18 protein-coding genes are annotated in these 16,871 nt (G+C 60.6%); 9 read left to right on the top strand and 9 right to left on the bottom strand.

What is annotated here, in order from left to right; genetic code table 11:
* Positions 1-90: 90 nt before the first annotated feature.
* Genes ybgC through secA form a run of 6 tightly spaced genes read right to left on the bottom strand, consistent with a single transcriptional unit; the run spans position 91 to position 6,201 of the window.
* Positions 91-504: a tol-pal system-associated acyl-CoA thioesterase gene (gene ybgC / locus GOB83_RS08410; RefSeq protein WP_086646554.1), complete on the bottom strand. Its 414-nt coding sequence runs from the start codon at positions 502-504 to the stop codon at positions 91-93.
* Positions 501-1,577, bottom strand: a complete 1,077-nt coding sequence (ruvB, locus tag GOB83_RS08405; protein ID WP_086646553.1) for a Holliday junction branch migration DNA helicase RuvB — start codon at positions 1,575-1,577, stop codon at positions 501-503. The genes ybgC and ruvB overlap by 4 nt, the downstream gene beginning before the upstream one ends.
* Positions 1,574-2,182 carry a Holliday junction branch migration protein RuvA gene (gene ruvA / locus GOB83_RS08400; protein ID WP_086646552.1) on the bottom strand — a complete coding sequence of 203 codons (609 nt, stop codon included), beginning with the start codon at positions 2,180-2,182 and terminating at the stop codon, positions 1,574-1,576. The genes ruvB and ruvA overlap by 4 nt, the downstream gene beginning before the upstream one ends.
* Positions 2,179-2,685: a crossover junction endodeoxyribonuclease RuvC gene (gene ruvC / locus GOB83_RS08395; RefSeq protein ID WP_086646551.1), complete on the bottom strand. Its 507-nt coding sequence runs from the start codon at positions 2,683-2,685 to the stop codon at positions 2,179-2,181. Before ruvC ends, ruvA begins: the two co-directional genes overlap by 4 nt.
* A 2-nt stretch (positions 2,686-2,687) precedes the next feature.
* Complete coding sequence (locus GOB83_RS08390) at positions 2,688-3,437, bottom strand: YebC/PmpR family DNA-binding transcriptional regulator (RefSeq protein WP_086646550.1); 750 nt, start codon at positions 3,435-3,437, stop codon at positions 2,688-2,690.
* A gap of 40 nt (positions 3,438-3,477) precedes the next feature.
* On the bottom strand, positions 3,478-6,201 hold the full coding sequence (secA, locus tag GOB83_RS08385) for a preprotein translocase subunit SecA (RefSeq protein ID WP_086646549.1): 2,724 nt from the start codon (positions 6,199-6,201) through the stop codon (positions 3,478-3,480).
* A 245-nt stretch (positions 6,202-6,446) separates the two neighbouring features.
* Between secA and GOB83_RS08380 the strand changes: the two genes are divergently transcribed.
* From GOB83_RS08380 to GOB83_RS08360, 5 genes are all read left to right on the top strand, one after another.
* Positions 6,447-7,358 carry a peptidylprolyl isomerase gene (locus GOB83_RS08380; RefSeq protein ID WP_165925749.1) on the top strand — a complete coding sequence of 304 codons (912 nt, stop codon included), beginning with the start codon at positions 6,447-6,449 and terminating at the stop codon, positions 7,356-7,358.
* A gap of 84 nt (positions 7,359-7,442) precedes the next feature.
* Positions 7,443-8,690 (top strand): bifunctional glutamate N-acetyltransferase/amino-acid acetyltransferase ArgJ, encoded by a 1,248-nt coding sequence (gene argJ / locus GOB83_RS08375; protein WP_095349476.1) that lies wholly within the window; start codon positions 7,443-7,445, stop codon positions 8,688-8,690.
* Between the two features lie 56 nt (positions 8,691-8,746).
* On the top strand, positions 8,747-9,406 hold the full coding sequence (locus GOB83_RS08370) for an RDD family protein (RefSeq protein WP_086646546.1): 660 nt from the start codon (positions 8,747-8,749) through the stop codon (positions 9,404-9,406).
* Between the two features lie 135 nt (positions 9,407-9,541).
* Positions 9,542-12,043, top strand: a complete 2,502-nt coding sequence (locus GOB83_RS08365) for a mechanosensitive ion channel domain-containing protein (RefSeq protein ID WP_165925748.1) — start codon at positions 9,542-9,544, stop codon at positions 12,041-12,043.
* A gap of 12 nt (positions 12,044-12,055) precedes the next feature.
* The gene (locus GOB83_RS08360; protein ID WP_086646544.1) at positions 12,056-12,808 is read left to right on the top strand and encodes a 2OG-Fe dioxygenase family protein; all 753 of its coding nucleotides are present in this window, start codon (positions 12,056-12,058) and stop codon (positions 12,806-12,808) included.
* A gap of 30 nt (positions 12,809-12,838) precedes the next feature.
* Here the strand turns inward: GOB83_RS08360 and GOB83_RS08355 are convergent, their stop codons facing one another.
* Complete coding sequence (locus GOB83_RS08355; protein WP_143221893.1) at positions 12,839-13,180, bottom strand: hypothetical protein; 342 nt, start codon at positions 13,178-13,180, stop codon at positions 12,839-12,841.
* Between the two features lie 174 nt (positions 13,181-13,354).
* Between GOB83_RS08355 and GOB83_RS08350 the strand changes: the two genes are divergently transcribed.
* On the top strand, positions 13,355-13,768 hold the full coding sequence (locus GOB83_RS08350; RefSeq protein WP_165925747.1) for a hypothetical protein: 414 nt from the start codon (positions 13,355-13,357) through the stop codon (positions 13,766-13,768).
* Positions 13,769-13,838: 70 nt separating this feature from the next.
* On the opposite strand, the gene GOB83_RS08345 is transcribed toward GOB83_RS08350, so the two are convergent.
* Both GOB83_RS08345 and GOB83_RS15095 read right to left on the bottom strand, forming a co-directional pair.
* Positions 13,839-14,765: a DnaJ C-terminal domain-containing protein gene (locus GOB83_RS08345; RefSeq protein WP_165925746.1), complete on the bottom strand. Its 927-nt coding sequence runs from the start codon at positions 14,763-14,765 to the stop codon at positions 13,839-13,841.
* A complete protein-coding gene (locus tag GOB83_RS15095) occupies positions 14,762-14,893 on the bottom strand; it encodes a hypothetical protein (protein ID WP_257125302.1) in 132 nt (43 codons plus the stop codon). The genes GOB83_RS08345 and GOB83_RS15095 overlap by 4 nt, the downstream gene beginning before the upstream one ends.
* Before the next feature lie 293 nt (positions 14,894-15,186).
* On the opposite strand from GOB83_RS15095, the gene GOB83_RS08340 reads away from it, so the two are divergent.
* From GOB83_RS08340 to proC, 3 genes are read left to right on the top strand one after another with little or no spacing between them, the layout of a single operon-like run.
* Positions 15,187-15,477, top strand: a complete 291-nt coding sequence (locus tag GOB83_RS08340) for an accessory factor UbiK family protein (protein ID WP_086646540.1) — start codon at positions 15,187-15,189, stop codon at positions 15,475-15,477.
* 60 nt (positions 15,478-15,537) lie between these two features.
* Complete coding sequence (locus tag GOB83_RS08335; protein ID WP_086646539.1) at positions 15,538-16,038, top strand: type III secretion system chaperone family protein; 501 nt, start codon at positions 15,538-15,540, stop codon at positions 16,036-16,038.
* Positions 16,039-16,040: 2 nt separating this feature from the next.
* Positions 16,041-16,862, top strand: coding sequence for a pyrroline-5-carboxylate reductase (proC, locus tag GOB83_RS08330; protein WP_095349523.1), 822 nt, complete (start codon positions 16,041-16,043; stop codon positions 16,860-16,862).
* Positions 16,863-16,871 lie beyond the last annotated feature (9 nt).

The raw sequence follows: 16,871 nt of genomic DNA, 5'->3' as shown, positions 1-16,871 counted from the left end.
GGGCCACCAGTCTCCGACTCGGGCGAGATTCCTCACGGCCCAACACTGCTGCTTCTTACTGTTTTCCGTAAAAAAGCAGAAGAGGCGCTTTTAGTCCTTTGGTGCCAACCGGCTTAGAAGATCATGCCATAAAGGCGGAAATCGGGCAGGACGCCCATCTGCTGCGCGCACACATGCCAGACCTACATCCACCTCGGCCGCAACATCGGCCCCGCGGGTTACAATCTGTTCCAGCCGGCAACTGGCCGCACGCAGGGATGTCAGCCGTGTTGTAACGGTCAGCACATCATCCAGCCGCAGGGGCATGCGGTAGGTCAGTCTGGCGTCACGCACCACAAACACAAGCCCGTAATCATGCAAAAGGCCCGAGGCAGGCATGCCGCAACTGCGAATGGCCTCGGTTCTCGCCCGCTCGGCAAACGCCAGATACCGGGCATGGTACACAATGCCCCCTGCATCCGTATCTTCATAATAAACGCGAAAATCTATGGAGTGGCTGCTCATGGAGCTTCCTCATCATCCGCCAGAAAATCCATCTGGGGTCCGGCAGTGTTTTCCGGTCGGGGCGGAGGCGTCAAGCCAAGATGCCGCCAGCCCCGCTCGCCCAGCACACGGCCCCGGCTTGTACGCAGGACCAGCCCTTCCTGAATAAGAAAAGGCTCGATCACATCTTCCAGCGTATCACGCGATTCGGCCAGAGCTGCAGCCAGTGTTTCCACCCCAACAGGGCCACCGTGATGGTACTCTGCTATGCGCCGCAGGTAACGCCGGTCCATGCCGTCCAACCCCAGACCGTCCACTTCCAGCCGGGTCAGGGCGGCATCGGCCACATCAACCTCAACCACCTGCCCCTCTGGCACGGAGAGAGAGGCAAAATCACGCACCCTGCGCAGCAGACGCCCTGCAATACGGGGTGTCCCCCGCGAGCGGCGGGCAATTTCCATAGCCCCACCGGCGGACAGGGCAAACCCCAGCTTGTCCGCCCCACGCGCCACAATGCGCGCCAGCTCCTCCGGCGTGTAAAACACCAGACGGAGCGGAATGCCAAAGCGGTCACGCAAAGGTGTCGCCAGCAACCCGGCACGGGTGGTGGCCGCGACCAATGTAAAGGGAGGCAGGTCAATCCGCACAGAGCGCGCTGCCGGGCCTTCGCCAATAATCAGGTCGAGCTGGAAATCCTCCATGGCAGGGTAGAGAATTTCCTCGATCGCGGGCTGAAGACGATGGATTTCGTCAATAAACAGCACATCCCGCGGTTGCAGGTTGGTCAGAATAGCCGCCAGATCACCCGCACGCTGGATAACGGGGCCGGATGTAGCACGGAACCCCACCCCCAGTTCGCGCGCCACAATCTGGGCCAGTGTGGTTTTGCCCAGACCCGGCGGGCCATGCAGCAGAACATGGTCCAGCGCCTCCCCCCGGTTGCGGGCGGCATGAATAAAAACGGACAGGTTTTCGCGGCTGGCCTGCTGCCCGGTAAAATCGGAAAGAGTTTGGGGCCGTAAGGCGGCCTCCCCCACATCCTCCCCCTGCCGGGTCGCGTCAATCTCGCGCTCGGGGGTAAATTCGGGGCTCATCGGGCAAGGTCTTTCAGGCTGTCACGCAGCACCGTGTCCAGCGTGGCTTCCGGCCCACTGGCGTCCATAATGCGGCGCACAACGGGGGCTGCCTCCATGCGCCGGAAGCCCAGACCTGCCAGTGCCATAAGAGCATCGGCCTCTATGCTGCCAACAGGGGTTGCCATGACCGGCACACTAAAACCGCCCTTGCTACCGGGCATTTTGCCTGCCTTGTCGCGCAGTTCGGTCAAGATCCGCTCGGCCAGCCGCGCACCCACACCCGGTGCGCGCATAAGAGTGGCCTTGTCTGCCGTGGTCAGGGCTGCCACCAGATCACTCGCCGAGAGAGCGGACAAAATACCCAGCGCCACCTTGGCCCCAACCCCCTGCACACCCGTAAGCAGGCGGAACCACTCACGCTCCGCACTTTCGGAAAAACCGTAAAGCAGGATCGCGTCCTCACGCACCACGGTTTCGATCAGAATCCGGGCCTTTTCAGGCGGGTTGGGCAGGGCTGCCAGAGTGCGGGTGGACGCGGCTACCAGATAGCCCACGCCATTCACATCCACCACGCAACTGCCCAGATCCACCTGAATGACAAGTCCGCATAAAAACGCAATCATGCCATGCGCACTCCAGCTGCAATGTGGCGGGCGCTGGCCCTGTGGTGGGCATGGCAGATGGCCACGGCCAGTGCATCGGACGCATCCGCCCGTATGACCTCCACCCCCGGCAGGAGCCTGCGCACCATCATTTCCACCTGTTTTTTATCTGCCGAGCCGGTGCCAACCACCGCTTTTTTAACCGCAAGCGCGCCGTATTCGGCCACGCTCAGCCCGGCAAGGGCGGGGGCCAGCAGGGCCACACCACGGGCATAACCCAGCTTGAGCGTAGCAGCCCCGTTGCGGTTGACGTAGGTTTCCTCCACCGCTGCTTCTGCGGGCTGGAGGCGCTCTATCAGCCAATGCAGATTATCGTGCAGGACTTTAAGCCTGTCTGGCACGCTCTCTGCACTATTGGTGGCGATTACGCCATTTTCCACATGCCGGAGCCTGTTGCCCTCAACATCAATCACGCCCCACCCTGTAAAGCGCAGGCCGGGATCAATGCCGAGCAGACGTACCACAATCAGGCCGACAGTTTTTCCGCCAGATCATCCGGCAGGTCAAAATTGGCATAAACGTTCTGGACGTCATCATTGTCTTCCAGAACATCAAGGAACTTGAACAGGCTCCGCGCCTTTTCCTCGTCCAGTGTCACGGTGTTTTCAGGCCGCCAGTCCAGCTTGCCGCTTTCGGCCTCACCAAACCGGGCTTCCAGCCCATCCTTGACCGCAAAGAAGGATTCGACCTCACACGTAATCTCATGCCCTGCATCGGTCGAAACCACGTTTTCGGCCCCGGCCTCAATAGCCGCTTCGAGCATGTCATCTTCCGAAGCAACGGATGCGGGGTAGGTAATCACGCCCAGCCTGCGGAACATGAAGGAGACGGAATTGGTTTCCCCCATGGAGCCGCCGCTTTTGGAAAACGCCGCGCGCACTTCCGATGCCGTGCGGTTGCGGTTGTCCGTCAGGGCTTCCACAATAACCGCCACACCTGCGGGGCCGTAGCCTTCGTAGCGCATTTCCACGTAGTCATCGCCACCAGCGCCACCCGATGCCTTTTTGATCGCACGCTCAATGGTGTCCTTGGGCATGTTCACATCACGCGCCGCAACAATCGCGGCGCGCAGGCGCGGGTTGGAGTTGGGGTCGGGCAGGCCGGAGCGTGTGGCTACGGTCAGCTCGCGGATAATCTTGCCAAACTGCTTGGCGCGCTTGGCATCCTGCGCACCCTTACGGTGCATAATGTTCTTGAACTGGGAATGACCAGCCATATTCCTTAACCTTACCTGTCCTGCCCCGGGTGGGCCGTGTTCAGCCGAGCTGCCCGTGGCAATGCTTGTATTTTTTGCCCGATCCGCATGGGCATGGCGCGTTGCGGGGGGTTTCTCCCCAGCTGGACGGATCATCCGGCATAATGGCGCTGCCCCCGATGGGCACGGCCATTTCCGGCGCGGCACCCGGCGTAAGCCCGGTACCCGGTTCCGAGGCATACCCTGCAACTTCGGGGTCAGCATGAATGGCCGCCGTGTCTGCAAAGGGGTCTTCCATCGGTGGAGGCGAGACCTCCACATGCGCCATCAGCGATGCTACGCGCTGGCGCATTTCCTCAAGCATGAAGGTAAAGAGCTGGAAGGCTTCATGCTTGTATTCGTTCAGCGGATCTTTCTGCCCGTATGCGCGCAGGCCAATGCCCTGACGGAGCTGGTCCAGCGCGTGCAGGTGCTCTTTCCAGACCGCGTCATACGTTGTCAGCAGAATCTGCTTTTCAATAAACCGCATCAGGTCAGGGCCAATATTGGCTGCCCGCGCGGCCTGGGACTGGGTAACCGCCTGGCTGATCCGGTCGGCCACGCCTTCGGCATCCATTCCGTCTTCACGCGCCCAGTCGGCAATTGGCAGGTCAAGGCCAAACGTCTTGTGGACCTGCTGGGTCAGCCCCTCAACATCCCATTGCTCGGCAAAGGATTTTTCGGGGATGTGGCGTGCAACCAGCATGTCGGTCACATCGTCCTGCGCATCGGCCACAATTGCGGATACGTCATCCTGCGCCATGAATTCGCGGCGCTGGGCATACACTTCCTTGCGCTGGTCGTTCATCACGTCATCATATTTGAGCGTGTTCTTGCGCATGTCGAAGTTGCGGGCTTCGACCTTTTTCTGCGCCCGTTCCAGCGCCTTGCTCAGCCATGGGTGAACAATGGCCTCGCCTTCCTGCATGCCCATCTTCTGGAACATGCTGCCCATACGGTCGGAGCCAAAAATCCGCATCAGGTCATCCTGAAGCGAAATAAAGAACTTGGAGTTCCCCGGGTCCCCCTGCCGGCCCGCACGGCCACGCAGCTGGTTGTCGATCCGGCGGCTTTCATGCCGTTCCGTGCCGATGACGTACAGCCCACCGGCCTCACGCACCGTTGCGTGGTCACGGATTACGCGGTCGCGGATTTCCTGCTCCGCAGCGGCGCGTTCGGGCGTGTCTTCCATATCGCCAAGCTGCTGGGCGATCAGCATTTCCACATTGCCGCCGAGTTTGATGTCCGTCCCGCGGCCAGCCATGTTGGTGGCAATGGTAATGGACCCCGGCGCGCCAGCCTGCGCCACAATCTTGGCCTCCATCTCATGGAAGCGGGCATTGAGCACGTGGTGGGGAATGTTCTCGCTCTTGAGCAGGGCAGACAGGGCCTCGCTCTTCTCAATCGAGGTGGTGCCGACCAGAATGGGCTGCTGGCGCTGGTGCACCTCGTTGATCAGCTTGACAACGGCGGCAAATTTTTCCGCCTCTGTCAGGTAAACCTCGTCGTCCTCATCCTTGCGGGCTACGGGGCGGTTGGTGGGAATGGCCACCACATCCAGATTATAGATTTCGGCAAATTCATCGGCTTCGGTCATGGCCGTGCCGGTCATGCCCGAAAGACGGGGATAAAGACGGAAGAAGTTCTGGAAGGTAATGGAGGCCAGCGTCTGGTTTTCCTGCTGGACTTCCACGTGTTCCTTGGCTTCGAGTGCTTGGTGCAGACCATCGGAATACCGGCGGCCTTCCATCATGCGGCCGGTAAACTCGTCAATAATCACAACCTTGCCGTCACGCACGATGTAATCCACATCCCGCGCAAACAGGGTATGTGCGCGCAGGGACTGCATGACATGGTGCACAACGGCCACGTGATGCAGGTCGTACAGCCCGCCCTCATCCAGCACGCCTTCTTCACGCAGCAGCAGTTCCACCGCATCCGATCCGGCATCGGTCAGGATGACCGTGCGGAACTTTTCGTCTTTTTCGTATGCGGTTTCGTCCTGCACCAGCCGGGCGACAACGCTATCCACCGAGCGATACAGGTCGGAACTGTCTTCCGCCGGGCCGGAGATAATGAGCGGGGTCCGCGCCTCGTCAATCAGGATCGAGTCCACCTCGTCCACAATGGCGTGGTGGAAGGGCCGCTGAACCATTTCGTTCAGCTGGTACTTCATGTTGTCGCGCAGGTAGTCGAACCCGAACTCGTTGTTCGTGCCGTAGGTAATATCTGCCGCGTAGGCCTGGCGGCGCTGCTCATCAGGCATGTTGGGCACGATAACGCCCGTGGTCAGCCCCAGAAATGTATAGAGCTGCCCCATTTCCGCCGCATCGCGCGAGGCAAGATAATCATTGACCGTGACCACATGCACACCCTTGCCGGAAAGGGCGCTCAGATACACAGCCAGCGTTGCCACCAGCGTTTTGCCTTCCCCCGTGCGCATTTCCGCAATGCGGCCGGAGTGCAGGACCATGCCGCCGATCAGCTGCACGTCAAAATGGCGCATGCCCAGCACGCGGCGCGAGGCCTCACGCGTGACGGCAAAGGCCTCAGGCAGCAGATCATCCAGCGTGGCACCTTTGGCCAGCCGGTCCCTGAACTCTATGGTTTTGGCTGCCAGGGCAGCATCATCCAGAGCCTGAATCTGAGGCTCCAGTGCGTTAATTTCCGACACACGGCGCTGGAATGCCTTGAGCGTCCGGTCATTGGCTGTGCCGAACAGGGCGCGGACGAAGCGTGAAAGCATGAACACCTTTCCAGAACAGTGCGGCCTTGCCCCCCACCCTCAATCATCCCGCAAAAATGATGCGGGACAGGGCGAAAGACACAGGCGTTTTGCGTGGCTTGCCCTGCAAAATAGGACCGGGCAGGGGTTCGGTCAACCAAGCTTACCGTCCAGCCCCCATATCCGAACGAAACAGGGGTTGCCGGGGCGGGTAGCCTCCTTCATACATATCGAACTGTTTTTTACCGACTTTAAGGTTTTGTCCTATGCGGTTTATTCCCTACGCGTTCGGGTTGGCAGCTACTGCCCTGCTCGGTTCCTCCATGCTGTGCGCTCCCTCCTTTGCGGCAGCACCAGCTCCGGCGGCCTCCACGGCACCTGCACAGCCCACAGACCCGAACACGGTTGTGGCCACCGTTAATGGTGAAAAAATCACCGTTGCCGATGTGCAGAACGCCATGGGCACCATGCCACCGCAGATGCGCCAGCTCCCCACCACCCTGATCTACCCCATGCTGGTCAACCAGCTGGCAGACCAGAAGGCCATCCTGATTGCAGCGCAGAAGGAAGGGCTGAACAAAAAGCCCGACACCCAGAAGCTGATGCAGACGGCAGCGGACAACGCACTCCAGAACGCATGGCTGTCCCAGCAGGTGATGCCTCACCTGTCTGATGAGTCCATCAAGCAGTATTATAACGAAAACTACGTGGGCAAGCCTGCCGAGCAGGAAGTTCACGCACGCCACATTCTGGTCAAGACCGAAGCCGAAGCCAACGACGTTATCAAGAAGCTGCAAGGTGGCGCGGACTTTGGTAAGCTGGCTGCCGAAGTCTCGACCGACAAGGGTAGTGCCGCCCAGAACGGTGGTGACCTTGGCTGGTTTAAAAAGGGCGACATGATCCCCGCCTTCTCCGATGCAGCCTTTGCCATGAAAAAGGGCGAAATCAGCACCAAACCCGTGCAGAGCCAGTATGGCTTCCACGTTATTCAGGTGCTGGACACACGCACGGACCCGACCCCCACGCTTGACGCCGTGCATGACAAGATCCGTCAGGCCCTGATCCAGAAATACGTGCGTCAGGCCGTGGAAAAAGCCACAGCCAGTGTCAAGATCGTGCGTTTTGACCCCACCACGGGCAAGCCGCTGGCCGATACGCCCGCAGCACCTAAAAAGTAAGATACTCCAACCGACAACAGCCCCGGCCCGCCCCAGAATGTTCTGTGGTGGACCGGGGCTGACATCTACCAAGGATACCGCCAGATGGCGCAGTCTCTCCCCGTTTCTCCCCTTGCCCAGCCAATGCCTGAGCTTGGCATTGTTCGTGGGGTAAGGCTTGGCGCCATTGCGGCAGGTATTCGCTACAAGGGCCGGACCGATCTGGTGCTGGCCGAATTTGCACCCGGCACCACGGTTGCCGGCGTGTTTACCAAATCCAAATGCCCCGGCGCGCCGGTGGACTGGTGCCGCGCCATTCTGCCCAGCGGGCAGGCCCGCGCACTGGTGGTCAACGCTGGTAACGCTAACGTGTTCACCGGCCGCGCCGGCCGCCAGACATGCGAGGCCACGGCACAGGCCGCCGCCCAAGTAACAGGCTGCTCGCCCGATGCCGTCTATCTGGCCTCCACCGGGGTTATTGGGGAAATCCTGCCCGCCGAGCGCATTACCACCGCCCTGCCCGCACTGCATGCCGCCCTGTCCGAAACGGGGTGGGAGGCTGCTGCACGCGGGATCATGACCACGGATACCTTCCCCAAGGCCGCCATCCGCAAAACACGGATCAACGGCACGGATGTGGTTATTCAGGGCATGGCCAAAGGCAGTGGCATGGTCGCGCCCGACATGGCCACCATGCTGTCCTTTGTTGCAACGGATGCGGCCCTGCCAGCCTCCGTGCTGCAAACCCTGCTGGGCACCGGGGTTAAAACCACCTTCAACTGCATTACGGTCGATTCCGATACGTCCACATCGGACATGGTTCTGCTGTTTGCCACCGGTGCGGCGGGCAATGCCCCTGTGGCCGACACGGTGGACGCCCTACACGACCCCGCTCTGGCCGATTTCAGAACCGCCCTGAACGACCTGCTGCGCGAACTGGCCCTGCTGGTCATCCGTGATGGGGAGGGTGCAACCAAGCTCATGACCATTACGGTCAGCGGAGCGGTATCGGACGAATCCGCCTGGCGTGTGGCCATGGCCATTGGCAACTCCCCACTGGTCAAGACCGCCATTGCGGGGGAAGACGCCAACTGGGGCCGTGTGGTCATGGCCGTTGGTAAATGTGGCGAACCTGCCGACCGGGACACGCTGAGCGTATCCATTGGCGGCGTCTGCATTGCCCGGGATGGCACCGTAACCGAAGGGTATGACGAAACACCCGTGGTCGCCCACATGAAGGGGCAGGAAATTGATATTGCAGTTGACCTGGGGCTTGGCCAGGGCACGGCCCGCACATGGAGCTGTGACCTGACACACGGTTATATCGACATCAACGGCTCGTACCGTAGCTGAGTGTTCCGTTTTTTACAGATGACCTGCCTTTTCGCGGCACATCAGGGAGCCTGACCATGGCCAGCATTACGCCTCCGCCCGGCTGGGGCGCAACACCGCAACCCCAACCTGCCGGGTCCGGAGCATGGAACACACCACAGCCGCAGCCCGATGTATGGGTTTATGCAGGGTTCTGGTGGCGTGTCTGGGCATTTTTGATTGATGCGGTCATCCTGAGCACGGCTGAAGGTATTCTCAGCCTGTTTTTTGGCCCCAAAATTAACGTGGACTGGGAAGAACTGCCCATCCCCGATACCTCCAGCCAGACGGTGGATGTCGTGAACATCGCCACAACATCGCTCCCGCATGCAAACCCCATTTCCGTGCTGATCCCGCACCTGCATGCGGGGTCGGAATGGCATACGTTCGGCATTGTGCTCAGTCTGCTGCCCATGGTGTACTGCGTCATGTTCGAAGCCTCCTCGTTCCGGGCAACGCCGGGCAAGCGGCTGTTCGGGCTGGAAGTGGTTACGCTGCAGGGGGAACAGATTTCGCATCCGCGTGCGCTGCTGCGGTTTGTTATCAAGGCATTTCTGTCCTTCCCCCTGCTTTACATCGGGGTGCTGATGGTCGCGTTCACCCAACGCAAGCAGGGGCTGCATGACATGATGGCGGGCACACTGGTCCTGCGGCACACAAAACCCGCCCAGATTGCCCCTTTTCCACCCCATAACTAAGCCCACCCGCCTGCCCGAATAACAGTTGAACCGGTTGCTGGTCTTGATACCGCCTGATTTGCCTCCTACCCTGCGGGCAATATCAGGCGCGTAGCGCAAAACCCCCAGACCGTTCAGCAAAGGACAGGGCAGGTCATGACCGCACAAAGCCGGGACCGGTTTTTCTTTTTCTCCTGGATTTTCAAAAGTTGCCTTATTCTCCTGCTCGGCTGGGGCCTGCTCCCCACCGCGCGTGCTCTGGCTGACAGCCCTGCCGCCGTGCAGGCAGGCGGGCTGAGCCAGCAGGATGCCCAGCAACTGCTGAACGTGCTGAACGACCCGCAAAAGCGCGCCGAATTTTCCAAAACGCTCTCTCTTATGGCCAAAGGGCTGCCCGCAGCCCCGGCCGGTGCTGCCTCCAAGGCTTCTGCCGCCTCCAGCGCCACACCTGCGGTCATAGACAATTCCGTGCACTCGGAACTTGATGATCTGGGCAACACGGCCACCGAGTACGTGGACAACTTTACCAGCCTGTTTACCGATCTGGGTTCTGTTGGCACATGGTTCCGCCATGAGGTGCAGAACCCGCAGTCCCGCCAGTCCCTGCTGGATTCCTTTGGCCGCGCCCTGCTGATTATTGCTCTGGCCCTTGTGGCCGAGCGGGCAACCAGCATTGGCCTGCGCCGGCCTCTGACCTCGGTCAAAAAAATGGCCGAAGCGCGCGAGGCCCGGCAGGCAGAAGCCCAGACCATAAACCGCGACACACCGACCGAAACCGCAGCCGTGGCCGATGCGGACAGCGCCACAGATGCAGACACGACCCAAACGCGCGAAAAAGACCAGCGCCGCGGGAACGAAGTGCTCCGCTACCTTGTACGCATTCCCTACAATGCCATGCACTTCCTGCTCAAACTGCTGCCAGTAGGGGTATGCCTGTTGCTTGGCTACCTTGGCGCGGAGTTCCTGACCTCCACCGATCAGGCCCGCACCGTGGCACTGACTCTGGTTAACGCCTACGCCATTGCCCGCGGCCTTTACCTGATTGTCGAGACCGTTCTGGTCCCGCGCTCGCCCGCCATCCGCCTGCTGCCCATGCCAGATGACACGGCCCGGCTGCTGACCCGGTGGTGGAACGTGCTGGTCGCGGCCCCGTCCATTGTGATCTGCCTGTCCATTCTGGGGCGGGAGTTTGATCTGGATACGCGCGGGGTGGAAGCCATGATGCGCGGTGTGGTGCTGATCGAACACCTGCTGATTGCCGCCTTTATCTGGCGTATCCGCCATATTGTGGCCCGCGCACTCCAGCCCTCTCCGGGGCTGCGCAAAAATGCCCTGTGGGCGTTTGCTGGCACGCTGGCCAAGCTGTGGTGGGTGCCGGTTATTTTTCTGGACATGGCGTTGTGGTTTGTCTGGGCGGCCCACCTGAAGGGGGGATACCAGTGGATACTGCATGGCACATTGCTGAACTTCCTGTGCCTGATTGTCTCCCGCGTTCTTGCTCTGCTGGTTTACGGGCTGCAGGACCGGCTGTTCCGCGTTGGGCCGGAATTGCAGGCCCAGTATCCTGACCTGCAGAAACGGGCGGATTTTTACTACCCGTTCGTGCGCAAGATCATCACCATTGCCATTATTCTGACCACCGCGATCTGCGTTGCACAAAGCTGGAGCATTCCCACCTTTGACTTCTTCCTCCACTCAGCCCTTGGGCTGCGTCTGGTCGGGGCTGCGGCCTGCCTGCTGATCGGCATGACCATTGCCGCTGTGGCATGGGAGACGGTGAACAGTATTCTGAACAAGCAGATCTCGCGCTATTCGGCCAGTGCGCAGGAGGCACGGGCCGCAAGGCTGCGTACCGTGCTCCCCATTATCCGCACGGTGCTGCTGGCCGTGATCATTATTTTTGTGGCCGTTACCACGCTCTCGCAAATCGGGATCAACGTCACACCGCTGCTTACGGGTGCGGGTATTCTGGGTGTTGGCCTGTCCTTTGGTTCGCAAAGCCTTGTCAAAGACGTGATCACCGGCTTTTTCATGCTGGCAGAGGACGCCATTCAGGTGGGGGACTGGGTTACAACGGGTGGCATTGCCGGTACGGTTGAACATCTTTCCATCCGCACCCTGCGCGTCCGGTCGTTTGACGGGGACCTGCATATTATCCCGTTCTCCTCCGTGACCTCCATTGCCAACACGGCGCGCGGCTTTAACCAGATTATTGTGCGCCAGACACTGGACCTGAGCGAAGACACGAGCAAGGTCGTCAAGATCATGCAGAAAACCATTGAAGACATGCGCAAGGAAGACACCTTCCGCCCCATGATCTTCTCTGATTATACCGATCTGGGTGTGGATAGCTCGGATGGGAACGGTGCTGTGCTGGTTGGCATCATCAAAACCGCACCGATGATGAAGTGGAAGGTCCAGCGCGAGTTCTACCGCCGTATTGCCCTGCGTATGGCGGCAGCTGGCGTCAAGTTCTACACCCCCACCAGCTACTCCACCACGCCCCCCAACGTGCCCCTGCATATGGCGCTCGACGCCATGCCCCCCATGCCGCAAGGTGGCCCAGCAGCCCCCGCCCCGGCCAGAACCGAGCAACAGCCCGCGCAGCAGCCTACGGCAAACACGCCACCGGCCGCACCGCCCAAAGCCGACGAATAAGAGGCCCATCCCATGTCCGAGCCTATTTTTGCGACCACCCTTGCGGGCACCATTCTCCAGACCTTGGAAACCCCTTTAGCGGAGGATGGCTTTGCCTTCCTTCAGGCGCAGGCCATGCAGACCGCGCTGGAGGCCGAGGGCCTGCAGGGGTGGGAGGATTTTGCCGCAAGCTGGAACGATCTGGGCGTGGACCGCTACATGGCCGATGGCGGGCGCTACCGGCGCAGGCGCTATGCCACGTTCTCGCTGACCCAGGGTGCGATAACGCGCAAACCACACCAGCCCCATTACCAGAGCCGGGATTACAATACCCTTAATGGGGGGGTGGAACGCTGGTTTAAACCCGTACTCCCCGCCCTTGGCGAGCACCCGGCACTCATGGCCATATTGCGGCTGGCCCTGCGCGTGGTAACGGACCTGACCCCAGCAGAGCGCAGGCCCAACGCATGGCACACGGAAATACACCAGTTCCGTATTGAGGCACGGCCCGATGCCGTTGGCCGCCCCACGCCTGAAGGACTGCACCGTGATGGCGTGGACTGGGTTTTTGTGGTGATGGTACGGCGGGAAAACGTGGCGCAGGGGGAAACATCCATCCACGATCTCGGCCACAAACAGGTTGGCAGCTTTACCCTGACCAACCCCATGGACACAGCCGTTGTAAACGACAACAGGGTTTACCACGGCGTAACCCCCGTACAGCCCGTGGACCCCAGCCGCCCGGCTTACCGCGATGTGCTGGTTGTAACCCTCCGCCACGAATAGGCGGAGCAGCGGCCCGGAGCAGGGCCGCTTTTAGTAACCTGCGTAGTAAATTGCATGCAGCCCAAGGGCTACAAAGCAGACTACAAAAACCATTGCCCCCGCCATCTGGGAAAATTCCTTGAACGTCATGCCCGGATTATGGGCTGGCGGGGCAACGGGGTGCTGGACCGGGGCAGGATTATCCGGCTTGGAGGCTGGCAGCACATGCACCGGCTCGGCCAGTGCCTCGTGCGTTTGCGTATGCACCGCGGCGTTGCTGGGTGCGGCAGGCTGGGATTCATCCGCCTGTTGCGGGGCCTGTACTACGGGTGCCTGCCCATCGTGCAGAGGAGCGGCCCCGTCAACACGGCTTTGTGTTTCCTGCTCACTCATGATGCTGTTCTCCACGTGGTTGTCATGCAGACCGGAAAAGATCCTGTTTTTTTGGTCCTGTCATGGGGGTTCGTCAAGCAGTTCAGGATATCTGCCCCACGGTGCCAGCACTGGACGGGACCTGACCAAACACGCCACATAGACCGGACCTGATTTTTTGCTACGGAAGCAGACATGAAACACATTCTTCTTTGTTCCGCCATGCTGGGGCTGGCAGCGGCTCCCGCAATGGCCGCCCCCCATACGGCTACCCCCGCACCCGCAGCCGCCACGGCAGAGGCCAGCTACCCCATGGCCACCTTTATGGGTGCCTGGACCGTGCGGGCCGAAGTGCCTGCCTTTACGGTTGCTGGCAACCGGGCCATGGGCCCCGCAGCCCGGCTTTTGGTCAATGTGCCCGAAGTCTATGCCGCCAATATTGGTGAAAGCCGGTTCAGCCTTGCCCAGAAATCCGGTTCATCCTGGTCTGGCACACAGCATGGCACCACCATGACCATGACCCTGATCTCCCCTAACGCAGGGCATATCCTGATCACCAATACCAACGGTCACAAGGTGGACGTTCCCCTGTACCGCAACGACCCCTGAGCCACTGACTGGCCTGCGGGCCAGACAGATCCCCCCTCCCGCTCGTTTTAACGCGCGGGAGGGGCGCGCATTATGCGTTTACTGCGCTTTCTGGCGTCCAGTCCTTTAGAAAAGCCTCCAGTGCGGCATCGGCCTTGCCAACCTTGACCTCCAGCCGCACGTAAAGATTCCCCGCGTCCTTGCCGCCATGAGCCTGCACACCCTTGCCGCGCAGGCGCAGCACGGTGCCGGTATCGGAGCCTGCGGGTACGTTCATTTTAACCGTGCCTGTGGGTGTTGGCACCATAATGGGGCCACCCAGCACTGCGGTTTTCAGGTCCACGGGCAGGGTTTCCTGCAGGTCCGAGCCTTCTCGCGTAAAGGTGGCATCGGGCAGTACGGTCACTGTAATCAGCGCATCCCCTGCGGGGCCACCCTGCACGCCGGGCATGCCCTTGCCACGCAGGCGCAGGACCTTGCCATCCTCCATACCGGGGGGAATACGCACATCCAGCGTTGCGCCATCTGGCAGGTTCACGCGTGACGTAGCGCCATTCACTGCATCCAGAAAACTGACATTCAGCGCAAAGGACCGGTCAGCCCCCTTGCGCGGGCCAGCACGGCGTGCGCGGGCACCTCCGCCAAACATGCCACCGAACAGGTCGCTCAGGTCTTCTTCCTGAAAACCACCCATGCCAGCGCCACCGGGGCGGAACCCGCCTGCACCGCCAAAACCACCCCCAAAGCCGCCGCCGCCAAAACCTCCGGCCCCAAAACCAGGGTGGCGTTCCTGCCCGGAGGCATCAATCTCGCCCCGGTCAAAGCGCGCGCGCTTGTCCGCATCGGACAAAAGGTCATTGGCCTGATTGAGCGCCTTGAACTCCTCCTCGGCCTTTTTGTCGCCGGGGTTCAGGTCTGGATGATATTTTTTGGCCAGCTTGCGGTACGCCTTGCGGATGTCATCCTGACTGGCTGTCTTGGCAATACCTAATACTGAATACGGATCGCGATCACTCATGCAGCCGTCCCTTCCCCCATCCTGTTACCATTGTCGGGCTGCATCCTGCGCCGCCCACAGCCAGCCACCGCCCCAAGGCGTGCATTCAGGCGGAGGGTGCAAAAAGCCTCCGCCAAGACTGTTGTCATTATAATTGTGTCTCCATACCACACTGCACGCCTGCCCAAAGTGTGTTGGTTGCGCGCACCGTTTTTGCAACTGTTATCCCTAATAATGGGAACGCGCCCCCAAGCGGTCAATGGAGGGAGAGCGAAAGCCACATGTGCGCCCAACAGATAAACTACACCACAAAAACGGAAACCGGGGCATGGCCTCTGTCCGGCTGAGCCTTTATTCTTTATAAAGTCGGGACCATAAGAGCGCTACGCCAGACAGCCGCAGGCTGTTGGTCGCTCATAACGGATTGATTGGAGACCCCCGCATGGCTGACAAACCGCGCTTTTTTGATGATCTTGCAGGTGTTGCCGGAGGTGCCGTGTCCGCACTGACCGGTGTGCGTGAAGAAATGAACGCCATTGTCCGCAGCCGTGTGGACGAAGTGCTGACCAGCCTGCAGGTTGTCCGCCGTGAAGAATTTGAAGTCATGCGCGAACTGGCCGCACAGGCCCGCATTGGCCAGGAAGAGGCCGAACGCCGCCTGGCCGCACTGGAAGCACGGGTGGAAGCGCTCGAACAGCACCTGACCAGCAGCCACAAGGGCGGCGCACACTAAAAGGCCGCACACGCCCTTTGTCCCGTTTTTGTTTTTGACCGCAGGCACGGGAGTCATGCCATGCCAGCCCTGACAACCGGCTCCACCACCCCACCCACCAACCCGCTGGACCTGATGGAACAGGTCATTGCCGGGCATGGGTGGACCTTTGACCGCTGCACCCCGACCGAAATGGCGGCCGAAGCCCCGGCCAGATGGTGCGACTACGGATTGTTTTTTTCGTGGTCGGCCGAGCTGGGCACCATTCTGTTTACCTGCGCCTTTGACCTGCGCGTAAGCCCGGACATGCGGCTGGCCCTGTACGAGCTGATCGGTCTTGCCAACGAGCAGGTATGGGTCGGCCATTTTAGCGTTGATACGGAAGACGGGGTGCTACTGTTCCGCCACGCCCTGCTCCTGCGTGGCACGGAAACCGCAACCGACATTTTTGAAGACATGATCGACATCGCCCTGACCGAGTGCGAGCGGTTTTATCCAGCCCTGCGCTTTTTCCTGACCGGTGGGCTGAGTGCGGCAGATGCGCTGGCTTCGGCCATGCTAGACTGCCATGGAGAGGCATGAACATGACTGAGCATTTTCCCCTTCCCTCCATCCTGCTTGTCGGGTGCGGCAAAATGGGTGGTGCCATGCTTGAAGGCTGGCTCAAGGCCGGGCTGGCCCCCTCCGTTATTATTGATCGCCACCTTGCAGACCTGCCAGCCCCCCACAAGGTGGTGCAGAGCATACAGGATGTTCCCGCCAGCTTTACGCCGGACGTGATTATTGTTGCGGTTAAACCGCAGAAGGCCAACCCCGTGCTGGCCGAACTGGCCCAGCGTTTTGGGCAGGCAACGCTGCTTTCGGTCATGGCGGGGCGTAGCATTGCCAGCCTGCACGACACCTATGTGCAGGCCAACCCGCAGGCCAACCCGGTTATTATCCGCTCCATGCCCAACACGCCCTGTGCGCTGGGGGCAGGTATGAGCGGGCTATACGCGCCCCCCAACGCCACAGCGGAACAGAAATCTTATTGCGATGCCCTGCTTTGTGCTGTGGGGGAAACCGTATGGGTGGCCGAGGAAGGGTTGATCGACTCCGTTGCTGCCATTTCCGGCAGTGGTCCGGCCTATGTGTTTTTAATGGCAGAACTGCTGGAAAAAGCCGGCGTGGAGCAGGGCTTGCCCGCCGATGTTGCCCGCAAGCTGGCCCGTGGCACCCTGTATGGCGCAGGCTGCATGCTGCATACTCTGCCGACCGATGCCGAAGAGCTGCGCCGCAACGTAACCAGCCCCGGCGGCACCACGGCTGAAGCCCTAAAGGTAATGATGGCCCCGCAGGCATGGCCTGCAACCACCTCCGCCGCCATTGCCGCTGCCGTACACCGCGCCAAAGAACTGGCCAGCTAGCCTGTACTG

Origin of the sequence: Acetobacter fabarum, assembly GCF_011516925.1 — a bacterium.
GTDB lineage: Bacteria > Pseudomonadota > Alphaproteobacteria > Acetobacterales > Acetobacteraceae > Acetobacter > Acetobacter fabarum.
Note: the sequence above shows the minus strand (reverse complement) of the source record. Positions and strands in the feature narration are given on the sequence as shown.

What these genes read in the sequence shown, in the direction of transcription:
- GOB83_RS08355 (WP_143221893.1), bottom strand. Translation starts at nt 13,180, where the DNA reads ATGAGTGAGCAGGAAACACAAAGCCGTGTTGACGGGGCCGCTCCTCTG.
- argJ (WP_095349476.1), top strand. Translation starts at nt 7,443, where the DNA reads ATGGCGCAGTCTCTCCCCGTTTCTCCCCTTGCCCAGCCAATGCCTGAG.
- ruvB (WP_086646553.1), bottom strand. Translation starts at nt 1,577, where the DNA reads ATGAGCCCCGAATTTACCCCCGAGCGCGAGATTGACGCGACCCGGCAG.
- GOB83_RS08365 (WP_165925748.1), top strand. Translation starts at nt 9,542, where the DNA reads ATGACCGCACAAAGCCGGGACCGGTTTTTCTTTTTCTCCTGGATTTTC.
- GOB83_RS08335 (WP_086646539.1), top strand. Translation starts at nt 15,538, where the DNA reads ATGCCAGCCCTGACAACCGGCTCCACCACCCCACCCACCAACCCGCTG.
- GOB83_RS08350 (WP_165925747.1), top strand. Translation starts at nt 13,355, where the DNA reads ATGAAACACATTCTTCTTTGTTCCGCCATGCTGGGGCTGGCAGCGGCT.
- secA (WP_086646549.1), bottom strand. Translation starts at nt 6,201, where the DNA reads ATGCTTTCACGCTTCGTCCGCGCCCTGTTCGGCACAGCCAATGACCGG.
- GOB83_RS08340 (WP_086646540.1), top strand. Translation starts at nt 15,187, where the DNA reads ATGGCTGACAAACCGCGCTTTTTTGATGATCTTGCAGGTGTTGCCGGA.
- GOB83_RS08370 (WP_086646546.1), top strand. Translation starts at nt 8,747, where the DNA reads ATGGCCAGCATTACGCCTCCGCCCGGCTGGGGCGCAACACCGCAACCC.
- GOB83_RS08345 (WP_165925746.1), bottom strand. Translation starts at nt 14,765, where the DNA reads ATGAGTGATCGCGATCCGTATTCAGTATTAGGTATTGCCAAGACAGCC.
- ybgC (WP_086646554.1), bottom strand. Translation starts at nt 504, where the DNA reads ATGAGCAGCCACTCCATAGATTTTCGCGTTTATTATGAAGATACGGAT.
- GOB83_RS08360 (WP_086646544.1), top strand. Translation starts at nt 12,056, where the DNA reads ATGTCCGAGCCTATTTTTGCGACCACCCTTGCGGGCACCATTCTCCAG.
- GOB83_RS08390 (WP_086646550.1), bottom strand. Translation starts at nt 3,437, where the DNA reads ATGGCTGGTCATTCCCAGTTCAAGAACATTATGCACCGTAAGGGTGCG.
- proC (WP_095349523.1), top strand. Translation starts at nt 16,041, where the DNA reads ATGACTGAGCATTTTCCCCTTCCCTCCATCCTGCTTGTCGGGTGCGGC.
- GOB83_RS15095 (WP_257125302.1), bottom strand. Translation starts at nt 14,893, where the DNA reads ATGACAACAGTCTTGGCGGAGGCTTTTTGCACCCTCCGCCTGAATGCA.
- ruvA (WP_086646552.1), bottom strand. Translation starts at nt 2,182, where the DNA reads ATGATTGCGTTTTTATGCGGACTTGTCATTCAGGTGGATCTGGGCAGT.
- GOB83_RS08380 (WP_165925749.1), top strand. Translation starts at nt 6,447, where the DNA reads ATGCGGTTTATTCCCTACGCGTTCGGGTTGGCAGCTACTGCCCTGCTC.